Below are 14,660 nucleotides of genomic sequence, written 5' to 3' on the forward strand. Positions count from 1 at the left end.
CCCAACTTAATAACCACAATATTCGCGAAAACAATTGAGCAATCCTGCCCGTTAGTTGAGCATATTCAGCCTTGCGGGTTGCAGTTTCTTTGGGTTTTTTATTTGGGTTCATTCAATGCCATACTTTTGTTCAAACTCTTTTATCAGTTCATCTCTTTTATCTTTTCCCACAAGAATCCAGGTTTCATCTTGAAATCGAGTTGACATTAGCCTTTCAGCGGCATTAATTCTTAGGTTTTTACCAGGCGGTGTTAATGCGAACGAAAATATAAGAACTAACAGTATTGCGATTACTACAATTATTCGTATTATTTTCATGTCTCTTCCTCCTGGCCTTTCTTTATATTACAACGAACGCAGGAAGGAATTGTTGCGTTAATCTACCCGTTAGCTCAGCGGCGGCCAAACGTTTGCCGGAAATGCCGTCGTGTCAAAAGCGTTTCAATAGTATAAAGACTACTTAATTGCCACCTTTAAAAACCATGATTTTATATAGCTATCTCACCTGTAGTCCAACCTTTAATGAATTCCCTAAGTGATGAAGCTACTTTCGTTCTGCTGCCTTCTTCATGGCCTCCAACATAAATTCCATCTTGGACAACCCCATTTTTTATAATATAACCGAAGTAATCACCATTTCCTGCATCTGAGAATAGCAGCATGTCATCGTAGGATAGTCCCATTTCCTTGTTGTCTTCAGAAGTCCTCTCTTCTATATTTCTATCTACAATTTGTAACGTTGAATAAATCAAGGGATAACCTAACTCATGATCAATTCCGTTTGTTTGAAGGAGTAACCATGTCAGTTCTTCAGGACACACAACACCTAGTTTCTCGTTTATCTGAGCTATTTCATTTTCATTAGCTGGGGGATTGAATCTGTACTCTTGCGTAAACGTATTTATATAATCTTTCCACATAGACGAACCATCCTTTTCAATTGCGTTATCGTTCATACCATATTTTTTGCTTTCGGAACTTCCAGAGGCTATTAAAATAAAAGGAGGAGAGAAGTAAGGTAAGACATCTTTATAGATCTCAAAGTTGTTCCTTCTTTCAAGGCATTTGCAATCAGTATAGGGTTAGTTAAATAAGGTGATTACATTTCGTACTCACCATATTCGTCATGCAGCTAACGTTCTCCGATAGCTGAGTGTTCGTCATTTGCATAACGTCCAAGTATCCAGTCGCTTAAACTCAAAAGATATTACCCTAGTTTTTAACCATTCAATGACCTGGAGAACGAGAGGGGAGGAATTATTAGCTGTCATTTCATTAAGTGGTATCCATAATGCGCCTAGAGAGTCTTGTCCATCAAAATTTTCAGGAAATCGCGTGAGTGTACCATCAATAATTTGAACCAAATAAAATACAGCAACATGATGAATGTGGGATGTACCCCTCTTGGGCAAATTGTACGGAACCAAATAATCACAAGCCCCAACATTTTCATTAATTTCTACAATGAGCCCTGTTTCTTCAACAAACTCCCTTTGTACAGCAGCTGATAATGACTCATTAGCTTCAATAGTGCCACCAGGTAGGTCATATCGTCCGAAGTAGGGGCCGCCTCCTTTTTGAATAACTAACAGCTTATCATCATTCAAACAGATCCCATATGCCCCCAAATGGCGATGCCATTGCTCATTTTGGCTCAATAACGACACTCCTCTTAAAGTACATTTTCTCCACTAAACTTCTTCAAATATTTCTCATTATCCTTCATTTTAGCTTAATGAAAAAGGAGCAGCTGCCACTGGCAAACTGCTCCAAGATTCATTGAACTATCGTCTCCCGCTAGCTTAGCAAAAAAATCGCTTACACCATTACAGCAGCCAATTCCCAACACCGTTTCGGCTTGCTGAAGCGGTGCAGCTCCGTCTCTCTCACGGCTTCAATTTTCCAATCCGCAAACAGCAGGCGCAATTCGCCCTCATCGAAAAACCGTTTACGCCGTTCATCATGCTCATAATAGTTCGGCTCCAGCTCAACCCCAAGTCCGGCGCCATAGTGAATGTCATCCACCGAGTTAAAGCGAGCCAGCAACACGCCTCGCGGCTTCAGTACCCGGGCGATATCCTTGAGGATCGTAACGGTATCCTGCCAAGCGAAATAATGAAGCGACAAATCGACCACTACCGCTCCGGCGCTTCCGTCCGCGAATGGCAAGCCTGCTGTCAGATCAACCTGCCTCGTCTCGGCTTCCGGTATGTGTTCGGCTACACGGCTTAGCGCCTTTTCCGAGAAGTCGCAAGCTATAACGCGGTAACCGCGCTCCGTCAAATAAAGCGTATCACAGCCGTAGCCGCAGCCTAGATCGATAATGGCGTCATTCTTCGCTCCAGCCAACAACGGTTCATAGGCATCGAGCCATAAATCGTAGACTGGCTTGCCAAGGTTTGATCGGTTATACACTTGATTCCAATGCAATTGATCAGACGCATTCGAACGTTTCGCCATCATACGACCTCCTCACGTTTTAAAGTCAACCAGGTGATCGTTCCATTTGTCTATGCCCTGGTCGCCTGAAGTCCGCACGCGCATGTTCAACGCTTGTTCTTATGGTGCAATCCTCAACATGATCATTAATCAGTCCCATTGCTTGCATGAAAGCATGCATAGTAGTTGGGCCGACGAATTTCCATCCTCGTTTTTTCAGCTCTTTCGATAGTGCTTGGGATGCTTCGGTGATTGTGGCCGTTTGCGGTTTCGTTAGCTGGTCGATGGTTGGTTCGTAACGCCAGACGAAAGCTGCCAGCGAGCCTTCTGATTGGATGAGTTCCTGAGCTCGCTGCGCATTGTTGATGACCGCTTCAATTTTGCCGCGATGGCGTATGATGCCTTTATCGTTGAGTAGACGATCGACATCTTGCTGGGTATAACCGGCGATCGTGTCGAAATCGAATTGTTGGAATGCGGCGCGAAAATTCTCGCGTTTGGCAAGAATGGTACGCCAGCTCAGTCCGGATTGAAAACCCTCCAGGCTTAATTTCTCGAATAAACGTTGATCATCACGAACGGGAAAACCCCATTCTTGATCATGATAGGCGATTAACTCCGGTACTTCACCACACCAGCGGCACCGTGCTTTCCCATCCGTCCCTACAATCGTCATACTCATTTAACTTCTCCTTCTTTCGATCACAACTTCGAATGCTGCATGCCGACCGTAGACCAGTTGTCTCTCTAATATCGTTATATCATATCCTAATGACTCTACCTGCATACGTCAATTCGCTAGAATGGATACGCCAAAAAGCGCCTCCCGCGAAGGAAGCACCTGTGCCGCTGCTTCTATTTTCACTGACCAGATAACGGAATAATCAGCTCCGCCTCAGGCGATTCGGACGTGATAGTTAATTGTCGGCCTTCCGGCCAGTGATAGCGAACAGACCTGGATAAGGGATCGATCTCGACCGTGTACAGCGTGCCGAAAGAATCCGCGAACCGCCTGTTATACAAAGCTTCTTACAGAAAATCCGCCGGAGCTACGTTGCCAGCCATTTGATAAAGATGTTCAAACCGTTCCAATGTACGGATCTCTCCGTGCCCGGCTTCCTGCATCTCTCGTTGATGGTTCGTGCAGCAGATAAGTCCGTGATCCACCGTCACTCCTTCCGGAGAGGTATACACGACCGCGTAATGTCCCTCGAGGTCTAGAAGGGAGATATTCTGAGCAAGGCGATGCGGTATGGAGCGGAGCCGCTTCACGGCTTCCGCAACGGTGATCGAAGTCGCCAGGAGGTAACGGACGATCAGAGGAATGCTAAAACCGTCGCCAACCTGATAACTTCCGCCGAAGGTGATCGCCGCAGCAAGCCCATGATGGTTCATTCCGTCCAAGTAGCCCCAGCCGTATTCCGCGGAGCCCATAATCCATCCTCCATCAGACAGCGGTTCATAACGGATGACACCACTGAATTCATTGATGCCAAAGTCGTAATTGCGAATCAACGTTGGATGACCCAGCCGCAGAGATATGGAGTTGCTGCAACCCGAGAAGAAAGGCGGTAGATTATACATGGCGAGCATTTGGGCCAGACCCGGTCGGTCCGGCAAGGCGGATCGCAGAGATTCAAAATCGGGCAGCAATTCAGGCATATATTGCTCGAGCAGTTGCCCTGCCTCATGAATCCCAATAGGTTGCCGAGGACGGAAGTGATCGAGATTCCAATGCTGCGTGATGTGAGAATTCCAATCATCTGCATGCTGTCTTAGTACAGGCAAGCGTCTGAACCAATACTTCTTCATTAAGCTGCTCATCTCCGACACTCCTTCTCGCCAAACCCTTTTGCATTAACCTTACCTAAACATAATCAGTTTTGCTTGATCATTTTTGCTATTATCAATCGTCCCCTCCAGGTTGTTTGAAACTACATTCGAAGCGTTTCTGAATGGTTTCCGCTTCATGAATCATTCGTTTCATCAGTTCGGACACAAGGGGAACATCATGAATGAAGCCCGTCCCCTGACCGGCCCAGCCAAACCCTTCTTCTTCCAAACCGTCATGAATCCAGCGTTTGTTGGCTTCGCCGCTAATCAGGTGCCTGAGTGCTTCATAACCGGGAGTATGGCTTTCAACGTCTAGAATATGCTCAGCAAAAGCATTTCGCAGGACCCTTGCCGGAAAACCGATGGATGCTTTTATAATCGCGGTATCTAGCTCCGAACTTCTAACCAAAGCCCTTTTATAAGCATCAGACGCATGAACGCATTCCTGTGTCGCGATAAAACGGGTACCCATCAGAATACCCTCTGCACCGAGCGCATGAGCAGCCATCCAGCCGCGCCCATCCGCGATTCCGCCTGCAGCAATCACTGGAATCCGAACCGCATCGACGATGCTAGGAACCAGAACCATGGTACCCACGCCGTCACGTCCGAGGTGTCCTCCGCCTTCATGGCCAACCGCGATGACTGCCGACGCGCCGAGCCGTTCGGCCTTCTGTGCTTGTCTACGTGAGGAGACGAGTACTAACGTTTTCATATCCGTTGGCGCCAGCCTATTCAGGATCATTGTCGGATCCCCGCCTGTGATGGATACCACGGGGACCTTCTCCTCAACGAGGATCTTCAGTCGATCTTCAATGTCAGTACCATGCATGCCTAAAGCCAAATTGACTCCGAATGGCCTGTCCGTCATGGTGCGCGCGCGATTAATCTCCATCCGCAGCATACTAGCATTGGGAAGGCTCATCGCTGTAATCTGTCCCAGCCCTCCAGCATTGGATACGGCCGCCGCAAGATCGGCATACCCCAAGTAGGCAAGCCCGCCTTGAATAATAGGGTAGTTGATATGCAATAATTCAGTCATTCTCGTGTTCCAATTCATATCCATCTTCTCCCCATAGACGGATCGTCTACTATTCCATCCATTTTGTGCTTACTAGAATCTTGGTAACCGGACTTCGTCACTCCGATCTTTCCACGTCTTGAAAAATGCCTCAGGATCACTCATCGACCAGGCTCTTGAAGGCTTATGCCACTGCGTCGCCATGGAACCGTTGATCCCAAATATCTCTCCTGTCAAAGTCAAATCCTCATCGGACCGTTTCAGAAGTATGTTAATGAAGCGTGCAACATCATCCGAATCGCCGATGTCCCAATAGGCCGGCAAGGGTTCGTTACGGCGGGCATATTTTTCGTTCAGATGCGCAATCACGGGACGGGTCATATCCGTTAAAGCAGCAGGGGCAATGGCATTGATTCGGATGCGACGATGCCGCAGCTCCTCCGCGAGCGTCCACACCATGCCCAGGATTCCGGCTTTGGCAGCACTATAGTTCACTTGTCCGACAGAACCATTCAACCCGGCTGTTGAAGTAATCAATAGGATATCGCCGCCTCGATCAGGAATGCAGGGCAGCACCCGCCGGATGCAATAAAAAGCACCGTTCAAGTGTACGTCAATTACAGATCTCCATTCTTCGTCCGTCATCTGCATACATTTGCGATCCTGCAAATGACCGGCATTATGAATCAGAGTATCAATCGAACCGTATTTCGCGACGATCGCTTCAATCATCGCCGTGACCTGGGCCGGGTCAGCGACGTTTGCGCAAAAACCGGATGCTTCTCCTCCATGCTGACGGATTTCTTCAACAACACGGTCAATGCTGGCTTGCTGCGTTCCGTTAACAGCCACCCGATAGCCGCTAGTTGCAAGCTGCAGCGCTATGCTGCGCCCAATTCCTCTGCTGGCACCGGTAATGAGAACGGTTTTATTCACTGTTCAAACCTCCCTCCGCCGAGAAATATCCACTGGCTACGACTTCATCATGCTCGCCCACAACCGTAACGTGAATCTCATCGTGCATGGTCTCAAATTCAACGTACACCGCCGTTTCCGACAATAACGGACTTAGAAAAGTCATCCGAGCGGTTCGGATCCAGTGCGTTGGATTCTTATGCAGATACATGGACTGAGCTAAGCCCATGATATACATGCCTTGGGCAATTGGGCGCTTGAACCCGGCTTTCATTGCGGCTTCGGAATCGATATGGAAAGCAGCCTGGTCATTGGAAGCATCGGCGTATTGCTGGATGGCTTCACCCGTTATTTTTTTTTTCATGATGGACCACCTCGGGATATCAATACCGTTTCCGCTGTCACGATCGGTTCACCTTTGCACATGCATGTAAGCATATGGGTATACAAAATCAAATCTCCGCTTCTGCCTGCCTTCTTTTCCATTTTCGTTAGCGACAACTCGCAAACAAGATGCGAACCTGCTTTCAGCGGGGCTTCGTAAGTAAATGACTGCCTGCCATGAATGAATGTCTGTTCCTTGTCCAGCCATGGAACATCGGCGATTGTCCAAAACGTAATCGGCATCGTGGATGGGGCAATCAATACATCGCCCATCTTCTGTAAGGGGGCCTCGATGCTGCGTGAATAGGCTATAATAGACGCTGCTGTAAGAGGATACTTAAAAGTAAAACTATTCATTCGACTGCCTCGACCAAGGTTGCAAGACCCATCCCCCCGCCGATCCCGAGTGCAGCTGCTCCGCGTGCAAAGGGTTTCCGCAGCATTTCCGCGTATAAACGCGTAATCAAGATCGCGCCCGATGCACCATATGGATGGCCTAGCGCGATTGCTCCTCCGCCGATATTGACCTTGTCCGGTGAAATCTGAAGCTCCTGCAACGAGGCCAGCACCTGCGAAGCGAAAGCTTCGTTAAATTCCACGATATCCAGATCGTCTACCGTCAGTTGGTGACGATAGAATAGGCTGCGAATAGCCGGAACAGGGCCTAAGCCTAAATAATGGGGATCTACTCCTGCCGCTCGTGCATCTACAAACCGCAGCACGGCTTGCAGATTCAGTTCCTTGCATTTCTCATGCGACATGATGAGGACAAGCGCAGCTCCATCGTTAAGGGGACATGCATTGCCGGCCGTTACGGTACCTTGCTCGAGAAAAACAGGCTGCAGCCTTTGCAGTTTCTCCAAGCTGGTATCCGCTCTTGGGCATTCATCCTCGCTGACCCAGATTCCATCCGCTTGAACAGGGACGATTTCCTGTCGAAATCGTCCTGTCATCCGGGAACGCACAGCCTTCTGATGACTGCCTAACGCATAAAGATCCTGTGCCTCTCTTGAGATGGCAAAGGCCTGAGCCACATTCTCAGCGGCCATTCCCATATCGGGATCCCCGTAGGAGCTTGGCGTAAAGCGGGCACGCGTATACAACTGCGGGGTTCCCATCAGATTTTGCGGCTTGAGTATCCTCCATGGTGCACGGCTTGTGCTCTCGACCCCGCCTGCGAGATAGATCTCGCCGGCCCCGCTTTGAATGAGTCGAGCGGCAATGTTGATTGCTTCCAAGCCCGAACCGCACTGCCGGTCAACGGTTACGCCCGGTACAGTGACGGGAAGCCCTGCTTCAAGGGCCGCGATGCGTGCGATGTTCCCTCCCGGTCCCACAACATTTCCGATGATCACATCATCAATCATGTCGTGGGCCAGGTTCGTTTCCGATAGCATATGCCGAATAAGCGGCGCGAGCAGCGCCTCAGGTTCATAATTGCGCAACACTCCCCCGATTCTGCCAATCGGCGTTCGTTTCGCCATGACAATGACCGCATCTGTCATAACGTCACTCTTTTCGCATAATCCTTCATGGATTGCCGTGCAACTTTACCGCTGTTGGTATAAATGAATTCTTCCACGGTGATGAGTTCTTTGGGTGTCTTATAACTGGCCAGATGCGCAATGCAATATCGTTTGACTTCGTCTAACGTCAACTGTTCACCGTGCCATTGAATAATGGCCGTGACTTGCTCGCCCCAATGATCATGAGGCATGCCAACAACCATGACCTCCCGAACATGCGGAATGCGCTGCAATACAGCCTCCACTTCCTCCGGAAACACTTTCAGACCGCCTGTTTTGATCATATTTTGTGAACGCCCCGCCAGATAAAGATAATCGTCGCGATCGCTATACATGTAGTCTCCTGTCCTCAGCCAGCCATCCCGAAAAACTGCCTCCGTCTCTTCAGGCGCTTGATAGTAGCCAATGAAAACCATATCGCTCCGAACGTACAGTTGACCGATCGTACCTGCAGGCACCTCCAGAAAATGTTCATCGCGAATCGAAATTTCCACCCCGTCAAAGGGTCGGCCCAATGAACCGGACTTTTCTCCCGCACTGACATCCCTATAGCTAATATAGCTCGCCTCTGAAGAGCCATAATATTCATACAGCTTAGCTCCGGCAAATATCTGCCGGCACTTTTGCTTCGATGATTCGGACCATGCTCCGCCTGAACTGATTAACGCCTGAATGGACGTTTTGCCGGCATCGGGTAGTTGCAATAACGAATCTATCATGGTAGGAACTACGAATAGAATCGTATCCGGTACCGCGGAGCACAGCTTTAGTACTTCAGCAGCCTCAAACTCCTGTAAAATATGAAAGGTTGCGCCGCTGTATAGGGTCTGTACCAGCGCGAATAACGATAAGGAATGCACGAAAGGCCCTGGGGCCAATACATGCTCCATCCTATCCAGATGGAAAGCCGCATGTGTTGCCTCAAGACTTCTAAGCCAGGAGAGATGTGATCGTAGATACCCTTTCGGACTTCCCGTTGTTCCAGATGTAAAGCCTATGAACAATGTTGAATGGGTTCGATCTTCAAGAACTTCGGGCTCGATGGAGGTTGCCCACTGATCATAGCTGCCAGGCTGTTCATTAGAGAAGGTCACCTGCTGGATGTGGCTGTGTTCTCCCGATAGGATAGGGGCAAGTTCTTGTTCGCAAAAAATCATACTTGGCTGACAGTGTCGGATAACGCTGTTCACTTCGAGCGGATTCCATTTGGGATCCAGCAGAACGGGAACATACCCTGCATAAACGGCACTGATAAAAACCTCCACGAACTCTATTCGATTCTTGGACAGGATCGCGATTTTATCACGATCAGAGCCGCATTGCTGGAATCCATAAGCAATTCTATTAACCCGCTCCAAGAGTTGGGAATAGGTAAGCTGCCTCTGCCCATGCGAAATAGCGACTCGGTCCGTTTCCTGTGATACACGGTTTCGTATAGACGCTACCAGATTCATTTTGAGTCACGCCCTAATTAGAATGTTTATTTCGGCAAGCCCATAAAGAGGCAAAAGGATAAGGAAGTCGACGTCTAATGGTTTGAATTATAATTCGGCGGCTTTGAATTGTAAACCAAAATAAATATTGCAGGTTAACAATTAATCATCCTTCGGCCAGTATCGAGGCTGAACAGAAAAAAACGACCGCTCCTCAGTAGAATACCGAGAAGCAGTCGCAGCTTCGTAAGCTTAATACTCCGAATTTGACAAATGAACGAGCGAATTTACTGAACCTGCCATTTTGCGCATCGAAAGGCTTCGTTAACACCGGCTTCCTTGATGCGGGTTATTTCTTGCCAATCAAAATTTTAAAGTCCATCGTGACTTGTTTCAGATTCATCTGTAGAACTTTTTCTATGCGCTCCTCGGAAGTCCCCCAAGATAACGGCGTCATGCCGAGCAAGGGTTCAATCAAGGGTTCGCCGAGATTAACTTGATATCGAATGCTTGCAACATCCAATAACTTGAAGTGCTCGTTGAAGCGGTTAGTTGAAAGTGAATTTGAATACACCTGTTTATTTGACCCCTGGTAAAAGCGTTCTCGCAATTCGATTAGATAATCCTGATCCGGGACGACTTTAATCACCAAACCGTGATCACCGCTAATCAATCTGTGGAATTCCGAATAATTTGCCGGCGAAAGAATGTTTAAAATGAATTGGAATCGCCGACTTGCAAATGGACAGTTTGCAAGGTCCGCGACACACCAAATCGCATTTGAATATCCAGATGCAGCCATACTGATTCCCTCTTTTGAAATATCGATGCCTACGGCCGATAGAGGGTTGATTTTATTTCGATTGATTTCGACTTGGATGTGATTTAAGTGGGACCCCTCTCCACAACCCGCATCCAGTATGCTTATCGGTTCATTGCCCCGGAATTGATTCATCATCATTTCGCTTAGCGCAGCATGCAAGGGATTAAATAAACCGCTATGGCTGATGATCCTCCGATAGTCGAAGATTTTTTTATCGTACTTCGTACTGCCGGCTCGGGACATGAGGTTTATATATCCTTGTTTCGCGATATCAAAACTGTGCCGGTTGCGACAAACGAAACGTTGAAAATGGATCACTTGCATCTGTGCTTCGCATAAAGGGCATCTGAATATCTCTTGAACCTGTTCAATTTTCTCGGCGCTCATCAACTTTTTACTTTTTTCAAACACAAAAAAGCACCCTTTCATTCGTATTCGGTGAATGAAAAAAGGCACAGTCAAATAAACCCAAGCAAATTGCTTAAAAAGCCGGGTTATGTGAGCTGCGCCTTACATTACCTTAAACGAATGAATTTGATGACCATGGTTTAACTCTCCCTCATTGCAATCCCTTAAAACACTCTTATAGTAGCATGGTTCGCTTAACTTTGTATCGTGTATGCCGACTTCTACGTCTTTGCTAATAATCACAAGCATTATCCTTTGCCCATACAATGGAATAGGCATGAGATGATAACGAGGAAGGCGGAGCCGACATGGATTTCGAACCGACTTTACGGTCGAATATAATTGCTGCAGCCAAGGAATTGAGCGGCAACGGAGTGGATTTCGCGACGTTTCGGAAGTCGTTTTGCAATCGGGACTACTGGATTTTGACGAGTAGCGGAGGATTTCAGCTGAAGGATAGCGTGACGCCGGCAGATGGCATCGGGGACATTTTCTCGAATGGGAAAAAGTACGGCTTCGAGTGCGCGACGGCCGTCATCATTATTATGTACAAGGGCGTTCTGGATACGCTCGGAGAATCGCGGTTCAACCAACTGTTTCCGAACCTGTACCTGTACTCCTGGGAGCATGACAGCGACCTTGGGCTGATTACGGAACACGCTCCCGGCGCTTACGCGCGGCCAGGGGACATATTGTACTTCAAAAACCCGCAAGTCAATCCGGAGAAAACGGAATGGCGAGGCGAAAATGTCATCAAAATGAGCGACGATCTCTATTTCGGACACGGAATCGGCATCAAGAACGCGGAAGGCATCATTTCGTCACTGAACAAGCACCGCGTTGCGGAAGCAACGGAAACTGCCTACCTCGAAGATCAGTTTATCTATCCCGATTTTGCGTATTTGTCTCAATACGCGCCGGCCAACGTTCGCCGGTATACCAATAAAGCCGGACGTTCAAACCCGAACGCGGTGAGCGCGAGCATCGGTGCTCGGAGATATATCCGGCATTAGTCAAGTAGACGTTTCATCTATTACAAGTATTTCAAGAAATCAAGGCCATCTTTAGGGGATGGCCTTATTCCACGTCCCCTGTTTTCGCATCGTCGCCCAGCTCGTTCGTCTCTGTCCGTAAATAGTCGCCATGCTCCTGCGTCCATGCCCACATCGCGGCGAAAATGGGCTGCAATCCCTTCCCCGAGACCGTTAAATCATATTCGACATGAAGCGGAACGCCGGGGTACAACGTGCGCGTGACGAGTCCTTTTTCCTCCAACAGGCGCAGCCGATCCGTCAATGTTTTCGGGCTTATCGGATACAGCTTGCGACGCAGCTCCCCGAACCTCCGGTTACCGTTAAACAACTCGAATAAGAGCGGGAGCATCCACTTGCTATCCAGGATTTCAAGAATCGGCTCGACTTTGCCCGGGCAGGATGTATCCATTTCCATCCGCTATTCCTCCATAGTTCATTTTTTGAAACTATTGCACTTAAATGTAACTACTTTTCAAATGTACCACATCCCCCTTATGATGTGAATCAAGGAAAGGAAAATACATGTAAAAGCAAAGAGGATCGTCCGGATCGGGTGGCGGCTTCCATTCGAAGAATCATCGATAGCACACAAGGAGGAATTATTTCATGAAAACCATTTTATGGGCAACTCTAACCGCTAACGGCAATTACGCGCAATCCGGCCCTGCAAACCCGCCGAGAAAAGAAGCGCAGGATGACTTCATCGCACACGCCAAAGCCGCAGGCAATTTCATTGTCGGACGTCGGACCTTCGAAGGAATGCGCGGCAATGGCGGACCTGGGCCTTTCGCGGATATGGATATCGTCGTCGTTTCCAACAGCGTCCGGGAGCTTCCCGGCGTGAAGGTCGTAAGGTCTCCGGAAGAAGCCTTGGCTTATCTGGAGGAAAAAGGTCACCGGAGCGCTCTGATCAGCGGCGGCGCGGAAATCCACAATTCATTCCTGGGCCGCGGACTTGTAGACGAAGTGATATTCAACGTGACGCCCGTGTTGGAAGGCAAAGGACTGAATCTCTTGATCGACAGCGATCATTATCGAGTCAAGTCCGTGCAGTTGTTGGAGTGCAAACCACTCGGCGGCGACGTCATTCATCTGCGTTATGCACTGGATCGATGAGTGTCTAGCCCCCGCATGGACTGAATAACCTTGGCATACTTTGATCCATTTCCATAACGCAAAAAAGCCGCCATAAAGGCGGCTCTTGTATCGGAAGGGTCTTGTCCCTTCCTATTGCCAACGCTTGAATTGTTGCCGCATGTTTTCCCTGTTCAGTTTCCACTTCTGTAACATCGGGGTTGGCACCATGCTGTTGTACTTGGCGATCTTGGCGTTAATCTCGTCAATCGCAGACTCCGGGCTAACGGAAGAATCGGTTTCGAGAAGCTTCTGAAGTTGATCCCGAATTTCATGCTGCAGCGTAAGCCAGGCCGGTAAGAAGTTCGCCTCCTTCAGGATACTGGACGTTACGTCGCCTGACGGGACATCGAGCAGCTTGCCTTTGCCTGATAAATGCTCGAAAGCCCCTTTCCGTTCCTGCTCCCGATACATCTCGCTCATCCAATCCTGCGCGGAAATGCCGGAGTTCCAGTACTGACTGGATGATACGGCAGCGTCTTTGGCGGCCTTCTCTTCCGCCATTGTTAGGGGAGATGTTTCGTTTGAGTCGGATGATGCCGGTGCTGCCTCTGCATTTGTTCGTGCTTTGTTCTTACTGAACCAATAACCCATTACACTCACCGCCTCTTCAGGTTAGAAGATCGGAAAAGCTTTACGGTATTATTGTACCTCGCACTGCTTCATCGCGTGCTTGCGGCCTTTGGCAATTTAATGAACAAAATGGAAATACATGCTAATCCCGAGGTGACTTCGAATTCCTCGTCTCCGCATTTCCTTTTATCCATTTGATTCCGATATGACTACGAAATCCTTATCCTGTTGGGAGTTTTCAATTGCTAGCCGGAATGAATGGTGATCGTCAGTTCTTCTTTGAACCCAACCCGTTGATAAACCTTTCGTCCCATCGGGGTAGCATGGATTACCGCCAGTTTCACGCCTTTTTGTTGTACGATTCCCAATGCATGCGCCAGCACCGTTTGAGCCAGTCCTCTGGAACGATAGGCTTCTACCGTTGCGATGCTATAGATTCCTGCGACATCGCCCTCGATAAAGGTACTCAGCGTGGTCACGGGCACGCCGTACAAGTAAGCAATATAATGTTGAATGTTGGATGAAGCCTGCAGGGGGCCATCTACGAACACTTTGCAATACATGTCAGTCATCGGCTTCGGTATGTCAAATCCTTCCAGGATGGTCTTTCTATAATCCTCCACCTCCTGCGGTTCGCGCACAGGCCGAACTTCCAAACCCGGTATTCCCGGTAAATTCAATTGCCATCCATCCAGATGAAGTCCCAAACCGACTAGCACATCGCGCTGCTTCACATCATTAGCCGCAAGTGCTTGATTAATGTCTTCTTCAGGCTTGTGAGAGTAAGTCAACCAACGCATTTTCTGGCCGCGGTTATGGTACGACGACTTAATGGTCTTGATTTCTTCTTTGAGGTCGATCCCTTCAGCATATTCATAGGCAACTACGCTATTGAATAATTCAAAAGGAACATCGGATTCAAAGCGTTGCGTGCGATCCGTCTTAATCAAGGTGAGCATCTGACTGAGTTCGCCGAGTCTTTCATAAGCGCGAATCAAGTTATTAACGATTAGATTCTGCATGGATTGTAAAATGTATAAAATGGAAACTAGACCTTCGCTACCATGACTCTGCCCCCACTACAAACAAAAAAATGGCTGCTGAAAAATCAGCAGCCATTTGTGCTATAGAATGAAT

General features: G+C 48.3%; 18 protein-coding genes. 2 read left to right on the forward strand and 16 right to left on the reverse strand.

The features are described from left to right. Positions 1–108: 108 nt before the first annotated feature. From AC0YNU_RS06005 to AC0YNU_RS06065, 13 genes are all read right to left on the reverse strand, one after another. Positions 109–318: a hypothetical protein gene (locus AC0YNU_RS06005; protein ID WP_475754244.1), complete on the reverse strand. Its 210-nt coding sequence runs from the start codon at positions 316–318 to the stop codon at positions 109–111. A 170-nt stretch (positions 319–488) separates the two neighbouring features. Then, on the reverse strand, positions 489–920 hold the full coding sequence (locus AC0YNU_RS06010) for an SMI1/KNR4 family protein (protein WP_475754246.1): 432 nt from the start codon (positions 918–920) through the stop codon (positions 489–491). A 240-nt stretch (positions 921–1,160) separates the two neighbouring features. Beyond that, on the reverse strand, positions 1,161–1,658 hold the full coding sequence (locus AC0YNU_RS06015; RefSeq protein WP_475754248.1) for an NUDIX hydrolase: 498 nt from the start codon (positions 1,656–1,658) through the stop codon (positions 1,161–1,163). Between the two features lie 160 nt (positions 1,659–1,818). Continuing rightward, positions 1,819–2,460: a class I SAM-dependent methyltransferase gene (locus AC0YNU_RS06020; RefSeq protein ID WP_475754250.1), complete on the reverse strand. Its 642-nt coding sequence runs from the start codon at positions 2,458–2,460 to the stop codon at positions 1,819–1,821. A 25-nt stretch (positions 2,461–2,485) separates the two neighbouring features. Beyond that, complete coding sequence (locus tag AC0YNU_RS06025; protein ID WP_475754252.1) at positions 2,486–3,121, reverse strand: DNA-3-methyladenine glycosylase I; 636 nt, start codon at positions 3,119–3,121, stop codon at positions 2,486–2,488. Between the two features lie 347 nt (positions 3,122–3,468). Continuing rightward, a complete protein-coding gene (locus tag AC0YNU_RS06030; RefSeq protein ID WP_475754254.1) occupies positions 3,469–4,263 on the reverse strand; it encodes a C45 family autoproteolytic acyltransferase/hydolase in 795 nt (264 codons plus the stop codon). A gap of 82 nt (positions 4,264–4,345) precedes the next feature. Beyond that, the gene (locus tag AC0YNU_RS06035; RefSeq protein ID WP_475754256.1) at positions 4,346–5,332 is read right to left on the reverse strand and encodes an NAD(P)H-dependent flavin oxidoreductase; all 987 of its coding nucleotides are present in this window, start codon (positions 5,330–5,332) and stop codon (positions 4,346–4,348) included. A gap of 54 nt (positions 5,333–5,386) precedes the next feature. Then, positions 5,387–6,229 carry an SDR family oxidoreductase gene (locus AC0YNU_RS06040; RefSeq protein ID WP_475754258.1) on the reverse strand — a complete coding sequence of 281 codons (843 nt, stop codon included), beginning with the start codon at positions 6,227–6,229 and terminating at the stop codon, positions 5,387–5,389. Next, positions 6,222–6,572: a MaoC family dehydratase gene (locus tag AC0YNU_RS06045; protein ID WP_475754260.1), complete on the reverse strand. Its 351-nt coding sequence runs from the start codon at positions 6,570–6,572 to the stop codon at positions 6,222–6,224. The genes AC0YNU_RS06040 and AC0YNU_RS06045 overlap by 8 nt, the downstream gene beginning before the upstream one ends. Beyond that, on the reverse strand, positions 6,569–6,949 hold the full coding sequence (locus tag AC0YNU_RS06050) for an FAS1-like dehydratase domain-containing protein (protein ID WP_475754262.1): 381 nt from the start codon (positions 6,947–6,949) through the stop codon (positions 6,569–6,571). The genes AC0YNU_RS06045 and AC0YNU_RS06050 overlap by 4 nt, the downstream gene beginning before the upstream one ends. Beyond that, positions 6,946–8,097: a thiolase family protein gene (locus AC0YNU_RS06055; RefSeq protein WP_475754264.1), complete on the reverse strand. Its 1,152-nt coding sequence runs from the start codon at positions 8,095–8,097 to the stop codon at positions 6,946–6,948. The genes AC0YNU_RS06050 and AC0YNU_RS06055 overlap by 4 nt, the downstream gene beginning before the upstream one ends. Beyond that, the gene (locus AC0YNU_RS06060; protein ID WP_475754266.1) at positions 8,094–9,572 is read right to left on the reverse strand and encodes a class I adenylate-forming enzyme family protein; all 1,479 of its coding nucleotides are present in this window, start codon (positions 9,570–9,572) and stop codon (positions 8,094–8,096) included. Before AC0YNU_RS06060 ends, AC0YNU_RS06055 begins: the two co-directional genes overlap by 4 nt. 328 nt (positions 9,573–9,900) lie before the next feature. Further along, entirely contained in the window at positions 9,901–10,785 is an 885-nt protein-coding gene (locus tag AC0YNU_RS06065; protein ID WP_475754268.1) for a putative RNA methyltransferase, read from the reverse strand. Between the two features lie 305 nt (positions 10,786–11,090). Between AC0YNU_RS06065 and AC0YNU_RS06070 the strand changes: the two genes are divergently transcribed. Continuing rightward, on the forward strand, positions 11,091–11,795 hold the full coding sequence (locus AC0YNU_RS06070; protein WP_475754270.1) for a protein-glutamine gamma-glutamyltransferase: 705 nt from the start codon (positions 11,091–11,093) through the stop codon (positions 11,793–11,795). A gap of 64 nt (positions 11,796–11,859) precedes the next feature. Here the strand turns inward: AC0YNU_RS06070 and AC0YNU_RS06075 are convergent, their stop codons facing one another. After that, a complete protein-coding gene (locus AC0YNU_RS06075; RefSeq protein WP_475754272.1) occupies positions 11,860–12,231 on the reverse strand; it encodes a winged helix-turn-helix transcriptional regulator in 372 nt (123 codons plus the stop codon). A gap of 191 nt (positions 12,232–12,422) precedes the next feature. Here AC0YNU_RS06075 and AC0YNU_RS06080 point away from each other — a divergent pair, with 191 nt between their 5' ends. Next, positions 12,423–12,932: a dihydrofolate reductase family protein gene (locus AC0YNU_RS06080; protein WP_475754274.1), complete on the forward strand. Its 510-nt coding sequence runs from the start codon at positions 12,423–12,425 to the stop codon at positions 12,930–12,932. A 111-nt stretch (positions 12,933–13,043) separates the two neighbouring features. Here AC0YNU_RS06080 and AC0YNU_RS06085 read toward each other — a convergent pair whose 3' ends face one another. Together AC0YNU_RS06085 and AC0YNU_RS06090 are read right to left on the reverse strand one after the other, a co-directional pair. Continuing rightward, complete coding sequence (locus AC0YNU_RS06085) at positions 13,044–13,544, reverse strand: DnaJ family domain-containing protein (RefSeq protein WP_475754276.1); 501 nt, start codon at positions 13,542–13,544, stop codon at positions 13,044–13,046. Positions 13,545–13,768: 224 nt separating this feature from the next. Further along, a complete protein-coding gene (locus tag AC0YNU_RS06090; protein WP_475754278.1) occupies positions 13,769–14,482 on the reverse strand; it encodes a GNAT family N-acetyltransferase in 714 nt (237 codons plus the stop codon). Between the last annotated feature and the right edge of the window lie 178 nt (positions 14,483–14,660).

The sequence above is a fragment of the Paenibacillus sp. J31P316 genome, assembly GCF_056269105.1.